We start from the raw sequence: 16,901 nt of genomic DNA on the forward strand, positions 1-16,901 counted from the left end.
CTAAGTTGTTCTTCGGCTTGAAGCTTTTTGGTTATTGCTAAAAGTGGGAACCATAATAGCGCGGCAAAAATAAATGCAGGCGTTACTTTTTTATCTGCATTTATGCGTTTATCGGTATTTTGAAACATTTGCTGAACAAAGGCTTGTTCTAAACCATTTGGGTTGGCTTCTAAAATTTTATCTAGCGCAGGAAATAATGCACGGAAAAGCCCGTACTGGCGAAGCATTAAAAAGTTAGCTTCAGCTTTACCGTTTAAAAACAGTTTAAGTACTTCTTCAAACAAACGCGCCGGTGGAATGTTATCAAGTAAGCTGGCAAGCTCGCTGATCGGCTTTTCGCTATTTGGCGCAATGCTCATATCAAGCTTTGTTGCAAATCGTACTGCGCGTAACATACGCACTGGATCTTCACGGTAGCGTGTTTCAGGATCGCCAATAAGCTCTATTTGTTTTGCTTTAATAGCGGCTAAACCATTGGCGTAATCATGAATGCTAAAATCGTTAATTGAGTAATACAGCGCGTTAATTGAAAAATCACGGCGCTCAGCATCTTCTTCAATGCTACCAAATACGTTGTCGCGTAATAATTGCCCTTCAGTACTTGATTGGCTTATTTGGTTTTTAGACTCAGGCGCTTCGTGATGACCGCGCATGGTTGCCACTTCAATAATTTCACGGCCAAATACAATGTGCGCTAAACGAAAACGGCGACCAATTAATCTACAGTTTCTAAAAAGCTTTTTAACTTGGTCGGGCGTTGCGTTAGTGACTACATCAAAGTCTTTAGGTTGTTGACCTAACAATATATCGCGAATACAACCACCAACGAGGTAGGCATCAAAGCCACCGTCTTTTAATCGGTATAAAACTTTGATTGCATTTGGGCTAAATTGTTTACGAGAAATACCATGCTCACCGCGCGTGATTACTAATGGTTCGCTGCTTACAGAGGCATTTTCAGCACTCGTATTTGGGCCGATTATCTGTCGGCAAAATTGAAAAAGCTTGGAAATAATAATCCGTCTCCTAGAAGGTGTTGATTGGCCTTTCATCGCAATCAAAAATAACCGCAAATAGTGGTGTTAAACCCCAATACTCACCGTCTTACTCAAATAGCACATATTTAGGCGGCTATCATATACCAGCAGGGTTTAAAAATTAAGTTGATGTGTTGAAATTAAGCTGTTTTTAACGATTTTATTTACACAGTTTAGTAAATTGCTTGGCTTAACTTGTTTGCTACTGAGAAATTTGTATTTCAGCGACTTGCGGCACTTGCTTTAACTCAAAGGTATTTACGCCCCATTCAATGAGTTGCTCAGTAGTTAAATCCATTAAATTGGCATGAGTTGGCAAGCCTAAAAATTCAAAGGCACTTATCAATGCGGGTTTTGGCTCGGCTTTACTAATTGCAGGAGCGTAGTTTTGTTTAGATAGCTTAAAACCGGGCTTGGCAACGGCTAAAGGTAAGTGAGCAAACTCAGGAATAGGGTGATTAAGTTGTTTAAATAAACTGATTTGCCGTGCTGTTGGCTCAATTAAATCGGCGCCTCTAACAATCCTATTTATGCCTTGATCAATATCGTCCACAACAACCACTAATTGGTAGGCGAATAAGCCATCACTGCGCTTTATTATATAATCTTCGTGTGCCAGCTCGCTACTAACACAAATATCACCTTGAATCAGATCGTTAAAGTGTGTGGTTGCATGGCATTGTGTTAATCGTAGTGCGCCTGTATCGGTTGGGTGTCCAAGGTTTTTACACTGGCCTTGGTAAATTCCACCCAATGCTTTTATTTGTTTTCGGCTACAGTGGCAAGCATAAACACATTGTTGATTTTCAAGGGAGCTGACTACGTCTTGGTATAAATCGAGCCGCTTAGTTTGATAAACAACTGATTCATCCCAGTGGAGGCAATAGGCTTGTAAGGTATTTAGAATATCGGTGTCGGCATTTTTCACCACTCGAGTGGTGTCTATATCCTCGATACGGACGAGCCAAGACCCTTTATTTGCTTTTGCATCAAGGTAACTGCCCACAGCCGCAACAAGTGAGCCAAAATGAAGTGGCCCAGAAGGAGACGGTGCAAAACGACCGCGATAGTTGCGCATAGGCGCAGTAACGGCTGCAGGTGGCATGCTAATTAATAGGGTTAATTAGCCGCGTCCAGCTTGTTTTTCTTTAATTTCTGCAAGTGTTTTACAGTCTACGCATAAATCAGCAGTTGGTCGCGCTTCTAGGCGGCGAATGCCAATTTCGATGCCACAAGACTCACAAAAGCCAAAATCATCTTCTTTAATTAAAATAATTGTTTTTTCAATTTTTTTAATTAATTTACGTTCGCGGTCACGAGTTCGAAGTTCTAAAGAAAACTCTTCTTCTTGTGCAGCGCGGTCAACTGGGTCAGGAAAGTTAGCAGCTTCGTCTTGCATATGCGATTTTGTACGATCAACTTCGTTACGTAAATCGTTACGCCAAGTTTCTAAAATCGTTTTGAAATGAGCACGTTGTGCTTCATTCATATACTCTTCGCCTGGTTTTTCTTGGTATGGTTCTAAACCGGCTTGAGCCAATAAACCATGTTTCTTTTGGTCTGGCATAACTCTCTCCTAAATCCTTAATTTAATGCCTCAGCATTAGCCGGCGGTATAAATAACAGAAACTTATACCCTAGGCAAATTTATTTTTAATTATTCGAATTAGCTTCAACCATGCTTTGCGAGTAAAAAGTGCGTTAAATGAGGGTGCTTATTTAACTAACTTACTGGTTTGTAAAACTTGCCTTTATATGGGGGCAAAACTTTAAAAAACAAGTTTAACTCTGGAATTGATTTTTATTGCTTCAATCTTTTCATCGCGTTGTTTGTTCTAATTACAATTACTGAGCTTAATGATTGGGTTATACATTAAGCTACAAATGCTATTTTTTTATGAAGAACGACTTCGTTTGCGCAAATAAGTGCTTTATAAGCGATAACTTCAACACCGCCATCGATGGCTTGTTGTAAAAGCGCTGCGTATTTTTCATCAATATGCGCCGCCGCGCTGACAATATTAATCCCCTCATGCAAAACAGCGAACAGTAGTACGGCGCGATGGCCTAATTCGACCACTTCAATAAGTTCGCGAAGGTGCTTTTGTCCACGCAGTGTTTGTGCATCCGGAAAATAACCTTGGCCGCTGTGTGGATCATCTTGGCTTATTAAAGTGACCGATTTAACTTCAACGTAGCAGCTTGGTTTGTTTGGGGTTGTGAGTAAAAAGTCGATTCGGCTATTTTCACTGCCGTATTTAACTTCACTTTGAAGTTGCTCATAGCCTGTTAGTTCATCAATCACTTTATGATTTATCGCTTCTTCTACTACTTTATTGGCTACCGCTGTATTAACACATATTAATTGCCCTAAATTGTTTTTGGTCAGCTCTAATGAATGTGGATATTTTCGTTTTGCGTTATCGCTGGTTGAATAAAAAGCAGTAAAACCTGGTTCGGCGCAGCCGGTCATTTTTCCGGTGTTGGCACAATGGGCGGTAAACTCAGCGCCATTGTTAAGTTTTAAATCAGCTAAAAAGCGCTTGTAGCGTTTTAATAGTGTGGCTGATTGCAGTGCAGGTGTGTACTTCATGGTTGTGTCCAATGCGGTTAAATAGTGTGATAGGGGTTATTTATCTCAAGCTGTTGGGAACTTAGGCGCACTATAGTAAACTCAACAGCACATTTAAGTGCAAGGATATTCTAACATGAGTGAAAAATTTGTTGTTCAACTAAGCGAACACGCAGCACCGAGTCATTGGGGCGAAAGCGCAACGTTGTCTTTTAACGAGCGTGGCGCAACCGTTCATTTATCTGAGCAAGAAACATTAAAAAATGTTCAAAAAGCAGCGCGTACAATTGCTAATCAAGGTGTTAAGCATGTTGAGCTTGCGGGCGACACGTGGTGCACAGAAAGCCAATGGGCTTTTTACCAAGGCTTTGTAACACCAAAATTGTTAAATGGTGTTGAATTTGTTGATAACGCACAGTCAGATCTTAAAGAACTTGCGCATTTAAAAGGCTCAGCAACATGGGCGCGTGAAATGGTTAATGGCACCGCAGATGATATATATCCTGAAAGCCTTGCTGAAAAAGCAGCTGAGTTTATTCAATCGCTTGCGCCAGAGCACGTAAGCTATCAAATAATTAAAGGCGATGCGTTATTAGAGCAGCAATGGATTGGTATTCATGCTGTTGGTCGCGGAAGTGTTCGTCCTCCGGTATTGTTAGAGCTTGATTACAACCCAACAGGCGATGATAACGCACCCGTTAGTGCAGCCCTTGTGGGTAAAGGCATTACGTTTGATTCGGGCGGTTATTCAATTAAATCGAGCGAAGGCATGCTAGGGATGAAGTGCGATATGGGCGGTGCTGCAACAGTAACGGCTGGTTTAGCACTTGCTATTAATCGTGGCATTGAAAAGCGCATTAAATTATTCTTATGTTGTGCTGAGAACTTAATTTCTGGCCACGCTTACAAATTAGGCGATATTCTTACTTACAAAAATGGCACAACCGTTGAAATTGTAAATACTGATGCAGAAGGGCGTTTAGTGCTTGCCGATGGCTTAATGGCTGCGGGTGAAACAGGCGCACCTTTAATTATTGATGCTGCAACATTAACGGGGGCGGCGTTGGTTGCTGTTGGTCAAGAATACAATGCGTTGTTTGCACTAGATAAAGAGCTAGCGCGTGAGGTTGAAGGTTTTGCATCTCAAGAAATGGAAGCAGCTTGGCCATTACCACTTGAAAAGTGGCACCAACAAAACTGCCCATCACCTTATGCTGATACGGCTAACAGCCGAGCGCAAAAAGGGGGCGGCTATGGTGGTGCGTCAAATGCTGCAGGCTTTTTATCACGCTTTGTGCCAAACGATGGCCAAGGTTGGGTACACATTGATTTAGCTGCTGCTTTTAACATGGGTAGCACGAGCCAATGGGCTGCAGGCGCAACAACACAAGGTATGCGCACGGTTGCTCGTACGTTGCTAGAAAAAGCATAATATTAACTAAGTTAGGCTTTTTATATTAAAATTAGGCACCGTTTGGTGCCTTTTTTGATCTACAAGCAAGCAATTTTATTTAATTTACGGTAAAATCCATCGCCAATACCTGTTTGAGTGGCTAAGTTGGTTTTACTCTAAACTACGCTCAAATATAATATCCACCACTGGGGTTTCTAACTATGTCAGATAAGTGCTATATCACAGCTCAACAGTTACTTGAAGATTCATTCCGCGTAGCGGCACAAGTATACAAAGACGGCTTTCGTCCTGATTTTATTATAGGTATTTGGCGAGGTGGTGCACCAATTGGTATTGCTGTGCAAGAATATTACGATTACAAAGGTATTGAAACTGACCACATTGCAGTGCGTACATCGTCTTATTACGGTATTGGCCAGCAATCAAAAGAAATTAAAGTACATGGTTTACATTACATTGTAGAAAACGCTAATGCGGGTGATTCTCTGCTTATTGTTGATGATGTATTTGACTCAGGGCGCAGTATTGTTGCACTGAAAGAAAAGCTTTCAGAACTAATGCGCTTAAATTTACCGCGCGATATTCGAATTGCTTGCCCATACTACAAACCAAAAAATTCAAAAGTAGATACCGTGCCTGATTACTACATTCATGAGTCGGAAGAATGGTTAGTATTCCCGCATGAATTGTCGGGTTTAACACCAGATGAAATTATTGAAGGTAAATCTGACTTAGTGAAAATTCACGATATTTTGTTAGAAGACTAATACAACGAGTGCATCAAATGCATATTTAGCCTTAAGAACGTGTTATTTGTTTTTAGGGCAATAAAAAAGGCCTTAATTGGCCTTTTTTTGTGAGCTTAAAGTTGTGCAAAGCTGTCTACATATTCACTAAGCATTGGAATATCGACCGCTTGTAAACCAGTAGTGCTTCTTTGCACTAGGCCTTTTTCTACTAACTCTGTTACAACACGCCTGTAAGCTCGCTCAGTGGTTGCAAAACGTTCTGCCTCTGCATTTACCGTTGGGTAGGCTCTAAGTAGTGTAGGGTTGTTATTCTCGGCTCTCAGCAGGCAATCTTTAGCTATATTGTAGCTAAGTGGTAGTAATAACTTATCTAAGTTGATTTTTTGATTTTCTTGAAACTTAGCAGCAATAGTTTGTGCTGTGTATAAACTTAGCTCTGGTTTTTCGAGCAATAATGCACGCCAATGCCTTAATTCAATCAGGTTGTAAGTCACATCACTAAAACACGTTACCGTATAAATACACGGATTGTTGTTAAGTGCTTCTATTTCACCTATCAGGGTATTATTACAATCCAGTTGTCCTAGCAGCAGGCGTCGTCCGTTTCCTACGTCATAACTAAATGACACAGTGCCGCTGCGCACAAGCACAAGCTTGCTTAAAGGCTGATCTTGATGGATCAGCACTTCTTTTTTTGATTGTTGATAACTACTACCTGCAAAGGTTAATAGCTGTTCAACAAGATAACTAGAAAAATGGTATTGAAACATCAATATGCTCTTCGGACATTTGTCCTATTTATTATGTTTTAATGACGGTAGCATTAACACATTAAGAATTTACGCTAACTTGCTACTAATACTTTTAGCTTTGCTATGGGTATTATTTTACCTTCATTTCCCGTGTAATGATTTAAGAATTTGTTGGTTTTTTTGCCGGCAAACTTTTTCAGGTTTTTAAGCAAGTTAGCTTTTTATTTACGTATGTCACTTCGCTTAATTATTAATATAAGAGAGCTACTCTCTTACTAGCCAATTATTTTTCAAAATCTAAATAACGCTCATAATTAAGCAAAGTGCTATTACTTTGCAATACTTACAACTGTAATAAGTTAGCATTAGTGTAATGCTAACCCAAAGGTTAGGAGAGAACAATTGAGTTGGGAATATTTAGGCTATATTGCGTCAGCTTTATTGGTTGCATCACTCACTATGACCGATGTAGTAAAGCTTCGTTGGTACAACATGTTAGGGTGTATTGTGTTTACGGCTTACGGTGTAGCCATTGGTGCTGTTCCCGTTGTTTTTACCAACGCGTTACTGGCATTGGTTAACTTGTATCACATTATAAAATTATACCGTCAGCCAAAAGCTGTTCAGCCAGAGGCACAGCAGCCAAAAAGCTAAATGATATGGTTTGTATAAAAAAAGGGTTAACTTGCGTTAACCTTTTTTTGTTTATTTAGTATCACTCTCTTTTTTATCGAATCGCTTCATACCGGCAATCCATGTTTGTAGCACCTGGGTTTTGTATATATCTTCAACGGGTACTTTAAAGTAATCTTTATCCACTAAAATAAAGTCGGCCCATTTACCTTGCTCTAAGCTCCCTATTTTAAACTCTTGATGCGCAGCATAAGCACCGCCCAGTGTAAATGCACGTAGTGCATCTTCGCGGCTTAGTACTTCGCTTGGACGCCAGCCGTTTTCAGGCAGTTTGTTATGATCCATTCGCGTTATTGCTGAATATAAACCATCAAACGGGTTTGCAAGCTCTACAGGGTAGTCAGAACCCGCAGCAACCACTGAACCTTGTTGTAAAAATGTTTGCCATGCGTATGCAAAGCTAAGTTGCTTCTCAGTTAGGCGTTGCTCTGCCATATGCATGTCAGACGTAGCATGAACAGGTTGCATTGATGGAATAATTTTTAGTGCTTTAAATCGAGGAATATCGTCTGGCGTTACTATTTGCGCGTGCTCTATACGGTTGCGCAGTAAAATACCGCCTGTTTTTTTAAATACATTTTCGTAGGCGTCTAAAACCACACGATTGGCCTTGTCACCAATGGCATGGGTGTTGGCGGTAAAACCGTTTTTAAAGCTTTGCGTAAATAAAGCTTCGAGTTTTTCTTGGGTTTCAAGCATCAAACCATGATGTCCAGCACGGTCGGCATAATCTTCAATAAGCGCTGCGCCACGCGAGCCTAATGCACCATCGGCATAGACTTTTACACTACGAATTTCCATAAAGTCGTAGTTATCGTGATATGGCCCGGCTTTTAGCATAGCCGGTAAGTCTGGGCTAGCACCGCTTAGCATTGCCACAATACGTAAAGGTAAATTGCCTTGTTCACCGCGCTCTTTGTACACTTCCCATGTGGCTTTATCTATCCCAGCATCGTGAGTAGAGGTAATACCTAAACTTAATAAATGCTTACCTGCGGCATCGAGTGAGTTGCTAATATCTTGTTTTGAAGGGGCAGGCATGTGCTGAACAATTAACGATTCAGCTTTATCAACAAAAATACCGGTAGGGTTACCAAATTCATCTTTAATTACCTCACCGCCTTTTGGCGATTTTGTGTCGGCGTTAATGCCTGCAAGTTCAAGCGCTTTTGAGTTAACCCAAATTGCATGGCTATCAACACGAGATAGAACAACCGGACGATCGCTTACCACTTTGTCTAAATCTTTAGCGCTAGGGAAGCGTGTATCTGGCCATAACTCTTGGTTCCAGCCACGGCCGATGATCCAACCTTGTTTGCCTTGCGCAAATTGCTTTAATTTATTTGTAACGTCATCAATCGACTTAGCACCACGTACATCTAACTGCGATAAGTTATCGCCTAGTCCAATAATATGGCCATGGGCATCAATTAAGCCGGGTAGTAATGTGTTGCCTTTCGCGTCTATTAGCTTGGCATCTGGAAAGCTTTCTTTGAGTGTGTCGCCGCCTACTTTAACAACCTTGCCATCTTTTATAACCAAAGTGCTAAATTGTTGAAGCTCGCCTTTTTGCATTTTGCCTTTATAAAGCGGAGTATAACCATTGGCATTATAAATAACTTTGGTTTGCGCAATCGCACAGCTAGGCCCTGCACAGAGACTGGCAAGTATAAGTGGTTTAAGTAATTTTTTGAGTAACATAGTGCACTGATTTGTTATTTTTAGTGCAATAACACTAGCAAACCCTTTTTTAGAATACCAATAGGATGCGATAAGCTCGTAAAATAGACAGTTAAAGCTAAGCTAGCTGCTTAGCCATTAAATTAATTGCCTAAAACGTTAGGTTAAAAAGGTTAATTAAATTTGGGCTACTTGCTGGCATATAAATGGTATTCGCTCAGTGTTAGCCGACCGTCTTTATCTTGGTCGTAACTTACAAATTTAGACCACAAGGCTGGGTCTATTGAGGCTTCAGAGCGAGATAAAAATCCGTCTTTATTTCTATCTATTTTTTTAAATTGGTTATTAATGCTGTCACTGATGGCAAAACTTGATGCGCTAAATACAGGTAGAGCGCATAAAATAAAAAAGTGTATGGGATTCATTAAAATACTCAGTAAAGATTGTTAGTAAGGTAATTTTTAAATTCAATTAATGAAATTTGTTTGTCTTGGTTTTTATCCCACATTATAAACGTGCTAAGTAACTGGGGCTGGCGTTCTAGTTCGTTATGAGTAAGGTAACCGTTTTTATCTGTATCGAGGTGATCAAAGCGCTGTTTTACATCAAGTGCAGAAGCATTAAAACTTAAAAGCAACGCTATGGTGGTTACAAAGTAACGTATCTTCATGGTAGTCCTTCCAAAAGGGTAATTAAGTTGTATTGAATAATGAGGTATTACGCTTAATTAGATAAAGCACTTGCCATAATTTAACTCCCAACATTAAATCCTTTTACACATTCCCTCAGGGATTATGGCAAATGCTTTAGTACACTTTACAAGTTAAAAGCTTAAGCAAAACTTAATCTGTTAAGGCTTAAAGTTCTCAAACTCAGCTTTAGAGATCATCTCGTTGTTGTCTTCGTCTAAATCGGTAAACTGTCTAAGTAGCTCTTTATCTTGCTTAGCTTCAACAAACGAGATACTTCCGTCCATGTTTGTATCTAAGTGTGCAAATCGCACGGCCGAAGGAGAAGCTAATACCGTTGCACTGATAGCTAAAAATAATAATAAAAAAGCAGCAATAAGTTGTTTCATAATTTCATTCCTTTTGAAGATAATTTATTGAATAAATTTACTAAATTCATTTAGCGACAACTGACCATTTTGGTCTGTGTCTATTTGTGCAAAGTTTTCCTTAAGCACGGCGTCCATTTTTGCCTCGACTTTGCTTAACAGGCCGTTGCTGTCCTTATCTAGTTCATTAAACGTAGCGTCAACGTCCATAGCGTATGCGCCTGTATTCACTAAACCCAACGCAAGTAATGTTGAAAAAACCAAAGTATTAATGTTCATGTGTATTTCCCTATTAAATTTATTTATTACACCCATTACAAAAAGGGTGCCAAATTTTATTTTTATTTACTATCAATGAGTTGTGTTTTTTAGTTTGGGTTTGTATGTAAAAATTACACTGACTGTATGTAATTTTGTGTAAATACAGCAACAGGGTTGAAGGTATTTTTTGTGATCTTAGTTAAATCAATCAGTTGTGCTGTTGCTGTTTAGCAACATTATGGCGATTTAAAATGAATATGGTTCAGCATGTGTATAGGCGGTATTGATAATAATAGACGCGTTATTTACTTACAGAGTTTACTGCAATGGCTGCAACGTTTGCTAAACATTACAATGCAATGCTTAATTGGCGCCCTAATTTAATAGGGCAGTTTGCTTTAAGCATGCTGCTGTCGTTATTGCCACTGTCTATTGTGGTTATTGTTTTTTTAAATGCGTTAAATAAACAGCTAGCAACCACCCAGCAAATTGTGAGTAATCATTACCAGCTCACAAAATCGTTCGCTAATTTAAAGCAAGACCTTAATAGCCTTGAGCGCGCAACAAGGCAAAATTGGGTGTTAAAAAGTGATGCGCTCAACACCCTCATTGTTGATAAATGGCAATCGTCTGTGCAGAGCATAAATGAACTCAAACACATTAATGCAAACCCAGACTACATAAACCAATGGACACAGCTTTTAACTATTTTGCAAACAGCACAACACCAGCTCGTTGAGAAAAAACAGCAAAAAGCAGAGCTCTTCTTACCCATAAGCGAGTCAATTACAGAGCTCACAGTGTGGCTCAAAAATAAAAACGAAGCGCAAATAACCCATAACCAAAACGAGCTAGCCAGCCTACAAGCGTCGTTTATAAATTGGCTAGTGGCACTTATTCCTCTTACTTTATTGGTTGGCGGCGGCTTTTTATGGCGTATAAGTTTGCGCTTAAAAAGGCTTACTAGGGTTATTGATAAGCTCGGGCAGGGTGATTGGCAGCAAAAAATAGCCGTAAAAGGCTCGTCAGAGTTAGTCGAACTCGGAGAAAAACTACAGTGGGTACAAACTCAGCTGTATATGCTTGAACAACAAAAGGATACGTTTTTACGCCACGTAACGCACGAACTTAAAACACCACTTGCCTCTATGGTTGAAGGAACCGATTTACTCACCGATGAAATTGTTGGCCCTATTAATAACGAACAAAAAGCGGTGCTTTCCCTTATAACTCAATCTACGGTGCGCCTTCGCATGATGATAGATAGCCTACTGAGTTATAACGCTATTAGAGCAACAATAAACAGCTCAAGCGAGGTTAATATTGATCATTTAATTAAAAAAATTAATGGTCATTTTGAGTATCGTTTAACGGCTCGAAAGCAGCGTATTCATTGGCAAAACTCTGTTTCAAGCACTGTCCTTGCGCTTCCTAATGAACTAATAGAAATGATGCTAATTCAGTTAATTTCAAACAGCTTAAAATTTTCTGATGATAACCAAGGTGTGATTGTAAATTTAAAATGCGAGCAAAATCAGCTGTGTTTGGAGGTGGCCGATAACGGCTGTGGCATTAAAGAGCACGAAATAAAGCATATTTTTAGTGCGTTTTATCAAGGTAAACATGAGCAAAGCATTACCTTACAAGGCAGTGGTTTGGGCCTAACAATAGTAAAAGAGACGGTTGAGCAGCTACAAGGCACATTAAGTGTTGAGAAAAATAAACCACACGGTTGCCGTTTTTTAATAAAAATACCAATCAGTAAAAATTTAGGAGTTAATTAACAATGCGCATACTCACTATTTTATGTGTGCTTGCAGGTAGCCTAATTGTATCGGGTTGTGAGCTTAATGATGGCACGCAAGCGCTGGGCGATACTAAAATATCAAATACTAAAAATGTATCTCCTAGCCCCAAGCCAACGCCTAAATTAGCCCCTGTTTACCCCTCTGCTGAGCGGGTTATAGCGCTGCATGCAAATCAATGCGGCGGTTTTACATTGCCACCAACAAAGCGGTCATTTAAAGGTGAAAATGAGCTAAAAGCATTTTTTAAATTTATGTGCTTAAACGTAAGTATCGACCCAAATACAGTAATGACCAAGTTACTTAAACTCGACCTAGCCTATTTTTGGCCTGATGATATAAAGCAGTACTTATGGCTGCAAAAACAGCAAATCACCTTACAAATAAACGCGCAAAAAGAGCAGCAAGCACTTAATAACCAAATGCAGAAAACCCTGTCGTCGCTGGCAGATATAGAGCAGCAGCTATTACTTCGCGAAGACACTAAGGAGCAGTAACCATGACCACAAATAGCCCGCACCAAGCAAAAGTGTTATTAGTTGACGACGATGCAAGTTTATTAAAGTTACTTGCTATTCGTATTGAATCAAAAGGCTATCAAGTAACAACTTGTGAAAGTGGCTTAGCAGCACTACAAATTTTAAAAAGCCACGTGTTTGATGCCGTCATTACCGACTTACGAATGGATGAAATGGACGGCATGGCGCTGCATCGTCAACTGCAAAGTCGATACCCTGCATTACCAGTAATTATGATGACGGCGCATGGCTCTATTCCTGATGCGGTTGAAGCCACCAAACAAGGTATTTTTGCTTTTATTACTAAACCGGTCGATAAAGACGAGCTATTCGATAGCCTTGCAAATGCAATAGATATTCACGGTGTAAATACCGATGAAGCCCCATCAAAAAGTAATATAGTAACGCGCAGTGGTGCCATGTTGCACTTGCTTGAACAAGTTAAGTTACTTGGGCCTACTCAAGTTAATGTGCTTATTTCGGGGGCCAGTGGAACGGGTAAGGAGTTACTAGCGCAAGCTATTCACCAGCATAGCCAAGTCAGTAACGGACCCTTTGTGGCCATAAATTGTGGTGCTGTACCAGGGGAACTTTTAGAGTCTGAATTATTTGGCCACAAAAAAGGAGCGTTTACTGGTGCTGTAAAAGATCACCAAGGTTTATTTCAGCAAGCGCAGGGCGGTACATTATTTTTAGATGAAATTGGCGATATGCCCCTTAACTTACAAGTAAAGCTACTGCGTGTGCTACAAGAAAAAACCATTCGCCCAGTGGGCTTTCAAGAAGAGATCCCAATTGATGTGCGTATTGTATCGGCAACTCACAAAAACTTACCCGAAGCCATTAAAAACCAACAGTTTAGAGAAGATTTATACTACCGCCTAAATGTGGTTAATTTAAAATTACCACTACTGTGTGAACGCCGTGAAGACATAAGCCTACTAGCCCAATACTTTAGCGCAAGTATCGCTAAACGCATGAACCAAAATGAAAAACACTTTGCCAATGATGCTATGCACGCATTGGTACGTTATGATTGGCCGGGAAATATTCGTCAGTTACAAAACGTTGTTGAACAAGTGGTAGCCTTAACACCGGGCGAGGTTATTTCAGCGCATTTAGTGTTAGCCGCACTCGATAGTAACGAAAAAAGCGTAGAGCCACTCTCATTAAACGACGCTAAAAAAGAATTTGAACGTGATTACGTTATTAATACACTAAAAATGGCCGGCGGCAACGTAGCAGAAGGCGCCAAGCTTGCTAAGCGTAATCGTTCAGACTTTTATAAACTCATTAAAAAACATAATATTGACGTTGATACTTTGGCGTAAAAAATTAAAGGAATCCTCATGCAGTTATTTATGGTGTATTTAGGCGGGCGAATTCAAGGCTGCCACATAGAAATGCACGACATTCGCTTTGTAGTTGGGCAAAACATAGAGCAAACCTACACCAAATTAAAAAGCCAATGGGTTGGCGACAAAAACAGCGTACACATGGATAGTTTTATGGCTGTTAACAATATTGATGGCTACAAAGTAGAAGTGGTAGAAGGTTATGTTGAACAAAATAAACAGCTTTATTTTGTAAACTTAGGCGCTTACAGAAGCGACTCAATGGCAGAGCAACACGACTTTGCATTATATGTAGCAAGCAGTAGTGAAGAGGCAAAGCAGCGAGCTAAACATGATTTATTAGCAGGCATGAGCCATATTCATAAAGACGACTTACACGACGTAGACGATTGCTTTGCAATTGATTTACTCGACAGCCAATTAACAATAAAACTTAGCCCAAGTGGGCTTTCACAACCTATAAAACCGGATTGGTTTGGTTACCATGTTTTATAAGTTAAGTAATCTGAACACTGAATAATAAAGCTATCTTAAGCCGCTATTTTTCTTGCTCGTTTTGCTCATTTTTTTCACTGTTTGATGCCAGCTTAAAAGCCACAATAACTAAGCCAAACATAGCAAACGGCAAGGCTGCTAACATATACTCAACCATGTTGCTGTCTTGAAAGTTAGCTTGCAATAAAAAGTGCCCCGCCACACACATAACAATAACGACGAGTAAAATTGGCAGCAGCATGAGCTCTTTTTTTGATGAATGATTTTTCATTGAATAACAGCTTAAACAAAAAATGATGCGCTATTGTAATGAGCTTACATATGCTTGGCAAACCACAACGCTTTTAATGATATGATTGCTATAAATGAAGTTTGTAAATTAGTGTGGAAACAACGTGAAAAGTAGCTTAAAAAACGTTTACCTAGTCGGTGGAGCAGTACGCGATAAACTGCTAAACATTGCATCAAAAGATAACGATTATGTGGTTATTGGCGAAACGCCCAGTACCATGGAATCGCTTGGCTTTTTACCAATAGGTAGCGACTTTCCTGTTTATTTGCACCCAAAAACAAAAGAAGAATACGCACTAGGGCGTACCGAACGAAAAAGCGGCAAAGGTTATACCGGTTTTGTGGTAGACGCCAGCCCAAGCGTAACACTAGAAGAAGACCTCGCAAGGCGCGACTTAACCATAAACTCTATGGCACTTGACGAAAACGGTAAAATTATTGACCCTTTTAATGGCCAACACGATTTACAAAACAAAATACTTCGCCACACCACACACGCCTTTGTAGAAGACCCTGTGCGAGTGCTGCGTATTGCACGGTTTTTAGCGCGTTATGGCAGCGATTGGCAAATTCATCCCAGCACTTATGCGTTAATGCGAGAGCTTAAAAATAAAGGCGAGCTTAACCATTTAGTGCCTGAACGGGTATGGTTAGAAACCGAAAAAGCGCTTAGCGAAAAACACCCCGAGCTTTACTTTCAAGCATTAGATGGGCTGGGCATTTTTCCTGAAATAGAACAAATGAAAAACGTACCACAACCTGCCAATCATCACCCTGAAGGCGATGTATTTGTGCATACAATGTTGGTGCTTAGGCGTGCGGCCGACTTAAATTTTAATTTAGAAACCCGCTTTGCTGCGCTTACCCACGATTTTGGCAAAGCCCTTAGCTATAAAATACGCGGCAATTTACGCGGTCACGAACGCGAAGGTGTAGCGGTAGTAGAGTCATTTTGTAATCGTTTAAAAGTGCCTAATCGTTTTCGTGATATTGGCGTATTGACCAGCGATAACCACACTTTATGCCATACGATTGATCAGCTTAGGCCGCAAACTATTCATAAATTAATTGTCACTAATTTAAATGGTTTGGTGCACCCTGAACGCTTTTTAGCATTTACTCAAGCCTGCCAGTGTGACGCGCAAGGTCGCGGAGAAACACTGGTTAATAAGCCTTACCCGCAGGCAATTAAGTTGCGCGCCATTCATAGTAAATTACAGCAAATGGATAAAAAGCACATAGTGCAAGAGGCGCTTAAAAGTGGCAAAAAAGGCCCAGAAATAGGCGAGGCAGTAAAGCTGGCAGAAATAAACTGTATCAAAGCGTTTTTAAGTGATGAGCCAAGTACAACAAGCTAACTAGTTTAAATTAAGTCAAGTATTGAGATACGCCTTGCACCTCAAGGCGCGGTACTTTTAAAGGTCGTTTATTTGCGTATGCTGTGGTTTATTTGCCTCTGGCTCAGCGTTTTTATCAGATTTATATAAACTAAAAATAAAGTCGAGCTCTTCTCGTTCAAGTGATGGGGTCACGGCAAATCCTACTGCTTAATGCGTTAATATAGCCCCAGAGTATGTGAACGCGACTGAATTAAAAGTGAATAGTCACAAAGGAAGGCGACTGTTTATTTCCTCACTGTTTATTAGCACATTACTTTTCTTTCTAATATTACTGATCTCTACCATTTTGGGGTATTTCTACATTTAGAATATTTAAATGCTACATAACTAACTGTTTACATGCGCTTATTAGCTGGTTACATTAAATTTATTGTAATATTTGGACATGTGTCGGTTTATAAAGCGACACATGTCGGATACAAAGTTGTTAGCCTTCTTGAGGGTACTGTGGATTTAATAGCACTATTTTTAATTTTGGCACTTCTAATATTTGCCGCACGCAAGTTTGAATCCGTGATACCAGTAGAGTTTTGGGATAAGTCGGCTCGGACGTTTATCGACAACGGAGATACTGTTTTAGTGCGTCCAAATTCATATTCACGTTTCTATAAAGCTAGTGGTAAGTTAGTAACAAAATCGGATATTAAGAAAGTCCAAAAGGCTGGATGCGTTAGTCTTTTTACTAGTTCGAATAATGTTATAGATATCACAATGCACCCTAGTAATAGAGACTCAGTATTTGATTCAGCTAAGAGGTTATTTAAAGATGCAAAAGTTGTCGAAATTGACATCGAAGGCTAACAAATACATCAACCGGATTTT

At 39.9% G+C, this 16,901-nt stretch carries 20 protein-coding genes; 9 read left to right on the forward strand and 11 right to left on the reverse strand.

All coding sequences use genetic code 11. The features are described 5' to 3' along the window. From pcnB to sfsA, 4 genes are all read right to left on the reverse strand, one after another. A partial coding sequence (gene pcnB, locus BCG07_RS10185; protein WP_286890022.1) for a polynucleotide adenylyltransferase PcnB occupies window positions 1-1,052 on the reverse strand: 1,052 nt, incomplete at its 3' end. 187 nt (window positions 1,053-1,239) lie between these two features. Further along, window positions 1,240-2,142, reverse strand: a complete 903-nt coding sequence (gluQRS, locus tag BCG07_RS10190; protein WP_008130954.1) for a tRNA glutamyl-Q(34) synthetase GluQRS — start codon at window positions 2,140-2,142, stop codon at window positions 1,240-1,242. 18 nt (window positions 2,143-2,160) lie between these two features. Beyond that, the gene (gene dksA, locus BCG07_RS10195; protein ID WP_006791878.1) at window positions 2,161-2,604 is read right to left on the reverse strand and encodes an RNA polymerase-binding protein DksA; all 444 of its coding nucleotides are present in this window, start codon (window positions 2,602-2,604) and stop codon (window positions 2,161-2,163) included. Between the two features lie 306 nt (window positions 2,605-2,910). Continuing rightward, entirely contained in the window at window positions 2,911-3,630 is a 720-nt protein-coding gene (sfsA, locus tag BCG07_RS10200; RefSeq protein ID WP_138740512.1) for a DNA/RNA nuclease SfsA, read from the reverse strand. Window positions 3,631-3,745: 115 nt separating this feature from the next. Between sfsA and pepB the strand changes: the two genes are divergently transcribed. Both pepB and BCG07_RS10210 read left to right on the forward strand, forming a co-directional pair. After that, the gene (gene pepB, locus BCG07_RS10205; protein ID WP_008130960.1) at window positions 3,746-5,041 is read left to right on the forward strand and encodes an aminopeptidase PepB; all 1,296 of its coding nucleotides are present in this window, start codon (window positions 3,746-3,748) and stop codon (window positions 5,039-5,041) included. Between the two features lie 182 nt (window positions 5,042-5,223). Continuing rightward, window positions 5,224-5,790 (forward strand): phosphoribosyltransferase, encoded by a 567-nt coding sequence (locus BCG07_RS10210; RefSeq protein ID WP_006791881.1) that lies wholly within the window; start codon window positions 5,224-5,226, stop codon window positions 5,788-5,790. Window positions 5,791-5,885: 95 nt separating this feature from the next. Here BCG07_RS10210 and BCG07_RS10215 read toward each other — a convergent pair whose 3' ends face one another. After that, window positions 5,886-6,542 carry a Crp/Fnr family transcriptional regulator gene (locus tag BCG07_RS10215; protein WP_008130963.1) on the reverse strand — a complete coding sequence of 219 codons (657 nt, stop codon included), beginning with the start codon at window positions 6,540-6,542 and terminating at the stop codon, window positions 5,886-5,888. 384 nt (window positions 6,543-6,926) lie between these two features. Between BCG07_RS10215 and BCG07_RS10220 the strand changes: the two genes are divergently transcribed. Next, window positions 6,927-7,178: a YgjV family protein gene (locus BCG07_RS10220; protein ID WP_008130966.1), complete on the forward strand. Its 252-nt coding sequence runs from the start codon at window positions 6,927-6,929 to the stop codon at window positions 7,176-7,178. Window positions 7,179-7,229: 51 nt separating this feature from the next. On the opposite strand, the gene BCG07_RS10225 is transcribed toward BCG07_RS10220, so the two are convergent. The 5 genes from BCG07_RS10225 to BCG07_RS10245 form a co-directional block, all read right to left on the reverse strand. Then, window positions 7,230-8,918: an amidohydrolase gene (locus tag BCG07_RS10225; RefSeq protein ID WP_286890023.1), complete on the reverse strand. Its 1,689-nt coding sequence runs from the start codon at window positions 8,916-8,918 to the stop codon at window positions 7,230-7,232. A 167-nt stretch (window positions 8,919-9,085) separates the two neighbouring features. After that, on the reverse strand, window positions 9,086-9,322 hold the full coding sequence (locus BCG07_RS10230) for an EF-hand domain-containing protein (protein ID WP_286890024.1): 237 nt from the start codon (window positions 9,320-9,322) through the stop codon (window positions 9,086-9,088). 8 nt (window positions 9,323-9,330) lie between these two features. Beyond that, complete coding sequence (locus BCG07_RS10235) at window positions 9,331-9,567, reverse strand: EF-hand domain-containing protein (protein ID WP_058403088.1); 237 nt, start codon at window positions 9,565-9,567, stop codon at window positions 9,331-9,333. Between the two features lie 180 nt (window positions 9,568-9,747). Further along, on the reverse strand, window positions 9,748-9,975 hold the full coding sequence (locus tag BCG07_RS10240; protein WP_058550820.1) for an EF-hand domain-containing protein: 228 nt from the start codon (window positions 9,973-9,975) through the stop codon (window positions 9,748-9,750). A 24-nt stretch (window positions 9,976-9,999) separates the two neighbouring features. After that, the gene (locus tag BCG07_RS10245) at window positions 10,000-10,233 is read right to left on the reverse strand and encodes an EF-hand domain-containing protein (RefSeq protein ID WP_286890025.1); all 234 of its coding nucleotides are present in this window, start codon (window positions 10,231-10,233) and stop codon (window positions 10,000-10,002) included. A 308-nt stretch (window positions 10,234-10,541) separates the two neighbouring features. Here BCG07_RS10245 and BCG07_RS10250 point away from each other — a divergent pair, with 308 nt between their 5' ends. The 4 genes from BCG07_RS10250 to BCG07_RS10265 are packed head-to-tail and all read left to right on the forward strand — an operon-like array spanning window position 10,542 to window position 14,388. Further along, window positions 10,542-11,999: a sensor histidine kinase gene (locus BCG07_RS10250; protein WP_286890026.1), complete on the forward strand. Its 1,458-nt coding sequence runs from the start codon at window positions 10,542-10,544 to the stop codon at window positions 11,997-11,999. Between the two features lie 2 nt (window positions 12,000-12,001). After that, complete coding sequence (locus tag BCG07_RS10255) at window positions 12,002-12,517, forward strand: hypothetical protein (protein WP_286890027.1); 516 nt, start codon at window positions 12,002-12,004, stop codon at window positions 12,515-12,517. A gap of 2 nt (window positions 12,518-12,519) precedes the next feature. Beyond that, window positions 12,520-13,869: a sigma 54-interacting transcriptional regulator gene (locus BCG07_RS10260; RefSeq protein ID WP_286890028.1), complete on the forward strand. Its 1,350-nt coding sequence runs from the start codon at window positions 12,520-12,522 to the stop codon at window positions 13,867-13,869. An 18-nt stretch (window positions 13,870-13,887) separates the two neighbouring features. After that, complete coding sequence (locus BCG07_RS10265) at window positions 13,888-14,388, forward strand: DUF1543 domain-containing protein (RefSeq protein ID WP_277054081.1); 501 nt, start codon at window positions 13,888-13,890, stop codon at window positions 14,386-14,388. A gap of 43 nt (window positions 14,389-14,431) precedes the next feature. Here the strand turns inward: BCG07_RS10265 and BCG07_RS10270 are convergent, their stop codons facing one another. Then, window positions 14,432-14,659: a hypothetical protein gene (locus BCG07_RS10270; RefSeq protein WP_039036470.1), complete on the reverse strand. Its 228-nt coding sequence runs from the start codon at window positions 14,657-14,659 to the stop codon at window positions 14,432-14,434. Window positions 14,660-14,783: 124 nt separating this feature from the next. Here BCG07_RS10270 and BCG07_RS10275 point away from each other — a divergent pair, with 124 nt between their 5' ends. Both BCG07_RS10275 and BCG07_RS10280 read left to right on the forward strand, forming a co-directional pair. Further along, window positions 14,784-16,037 (forward strand): multifunctional CCA addition/repair protein, encoded by a 1,254-nt coding sequence (locus tag BCG07_RS10275; RefSeq protein WP_277054082.1) that lies wholly within the window; start codon window positions 14,784-14,786, stop codon window positions 16,035-16,037. A gap of 381 nt (window positions 16,038-16,418) precedes the next feature. Beyond that, the gene (locus BCG07_RS10280) at window positions 16,419-16,880 is read left to right on the forward strand and encodes a hypothetical protein (RefSeq protein ID WP_277054083.1); all 462 of its coding nucleotides are present in this window, start codon (window positions 16,419-16,421) and stop codon (window positions 16,878-16,880) included. Window positions 16,881-16,901: the final 21 nt, after the last annotated feature.

Origin of the sequence: Pseudoalteromonas sp. ESRF-bin5, assembly GCF_002632075.1 — a bacterium.
In the GTDB taxonomy this organism is placed as follows: Bacteria; Pseudomonadota; Gammaproteobacteria; order Enterobacterales; family Alteromonadaceae; genus Pseudoalteromonas; species Pseudoalteromonas marina.

Bases quoted from the DNA above. Each gene is read 5' to 3' on its own strand.
- gluQRS (WP_008130954.1), bottom strand. From the start codon at position 2,142: ATGCCACCTGCAGCCGTTACTGCGCCTATGCGCAACTATCGCGGTCGT.
- dksA (WP_006791878.1), bottom strand. From the start codon at position 2,604: ATGCCAGACCAAAAGAAACATGGTTTATTGGCTCAAGCCGGTTTAGAA.
- sfsA (WP_138740512.1), bottom strand. From the start codon at position 3,630: ATGAAGTACACACCTGCACTGCAATCAGCCACACTATTAAAACGCTAC.
- pepB (WP_008130960.1), top strand. From the start codon at position 3,746: ATGAGTGAAAAATTTGTTGTTCAACTAAGCGAACACGCAGCACCGAGT.
- BCG07_RS10210 (WP_006791881.1), top strand. From the start codon at position 5,224: ATGTCAGATAAGTGCTATATCACAGCTCAACAGTTACTTGAAGATTCA.
- BCG07_RS10215 (WP_008130963.1), bottom strand. From the start codon at position 6,542: ATGTTTCAATACCATTTTTCTAGTTATCTTGTTGAACAGCTATTAACC.
- BCG07_RS10225 (WP_286890023.1), bottom strand. From the start codon at position 8,918: ATGTTACTCAAAAAATTACTTAAACCACTTATACTTGCCAGTCTCTGT.
- BCG07_RS10230 (WP_286890024.1), bottom strand. From the start codon at position 9,322: ATGAATCCCATACACTTTTTTATTTTATGCGCTCTACCTGTATTTAGC.
- BCG07_RS10235 (WP_058403088.1), bottom strand. From the start codon at position 9,567: ATGAAGATACGTTACTTTGTAACCACCATAGCGTTGCTTTTAAGTTTT.
- BCG07_RS10240 (WP_058550820.1), bottom strand. From the start codon at position 9,975: ATGAAACAACTTATTGCTGCTTTTTTATTATTATTTTTAGCTATCAGT.
- BCG07_RS10245 (WP_286890025.1), bottom strand. From the start codon at position 10,233: ATGAACATTAATACTTTGGTTTTTTCAACATTACTTGCGTTGGGTTTA.
- BCG07_RS10250 (WP_286890026.1), top strand. From the start codon at position 10,542: ATGGCTGCAACGTTTGCTAAACATTACAATGCAATGCTTAATTGGCGC.
- BCG07_RS10255 (WP_286890027.1), top strand. From the start codon at position 12,002: ATGCGCATACTCACTATTTTATGTGTGCTTGCAGGTAGCCTAATTGTA.
- BCG07_RS10260 (WP_286890028.1), top strand. From the start codon at position 12,520: ATGACCACAAATAGCCCGCACCAAGCAAAAGTGTTATTAGTTGACGAC.
- BCG07_RS10265 (WP_277054081.1), top strand. From the start codon at position 13,888: ATGCAGTTATTTATGGTGTATTTAGGCGGGCGAATTCAAGGCTGCCAC.
- BCG07_RS10270 (WP_039036470.1), bottom strand. From the start codon at position 14,659: ATGAAAAATCATTCATCAAAAAAAGAGCTCATGCTGCTGCCAATTTTA.
- BCG07_RS10280 (WP_277054083.1), top strand. From the start codon at position 16,419: ATGCGCTTATTAGCTGGTTACATTAAATTTATTGTAATATTTGGACAT.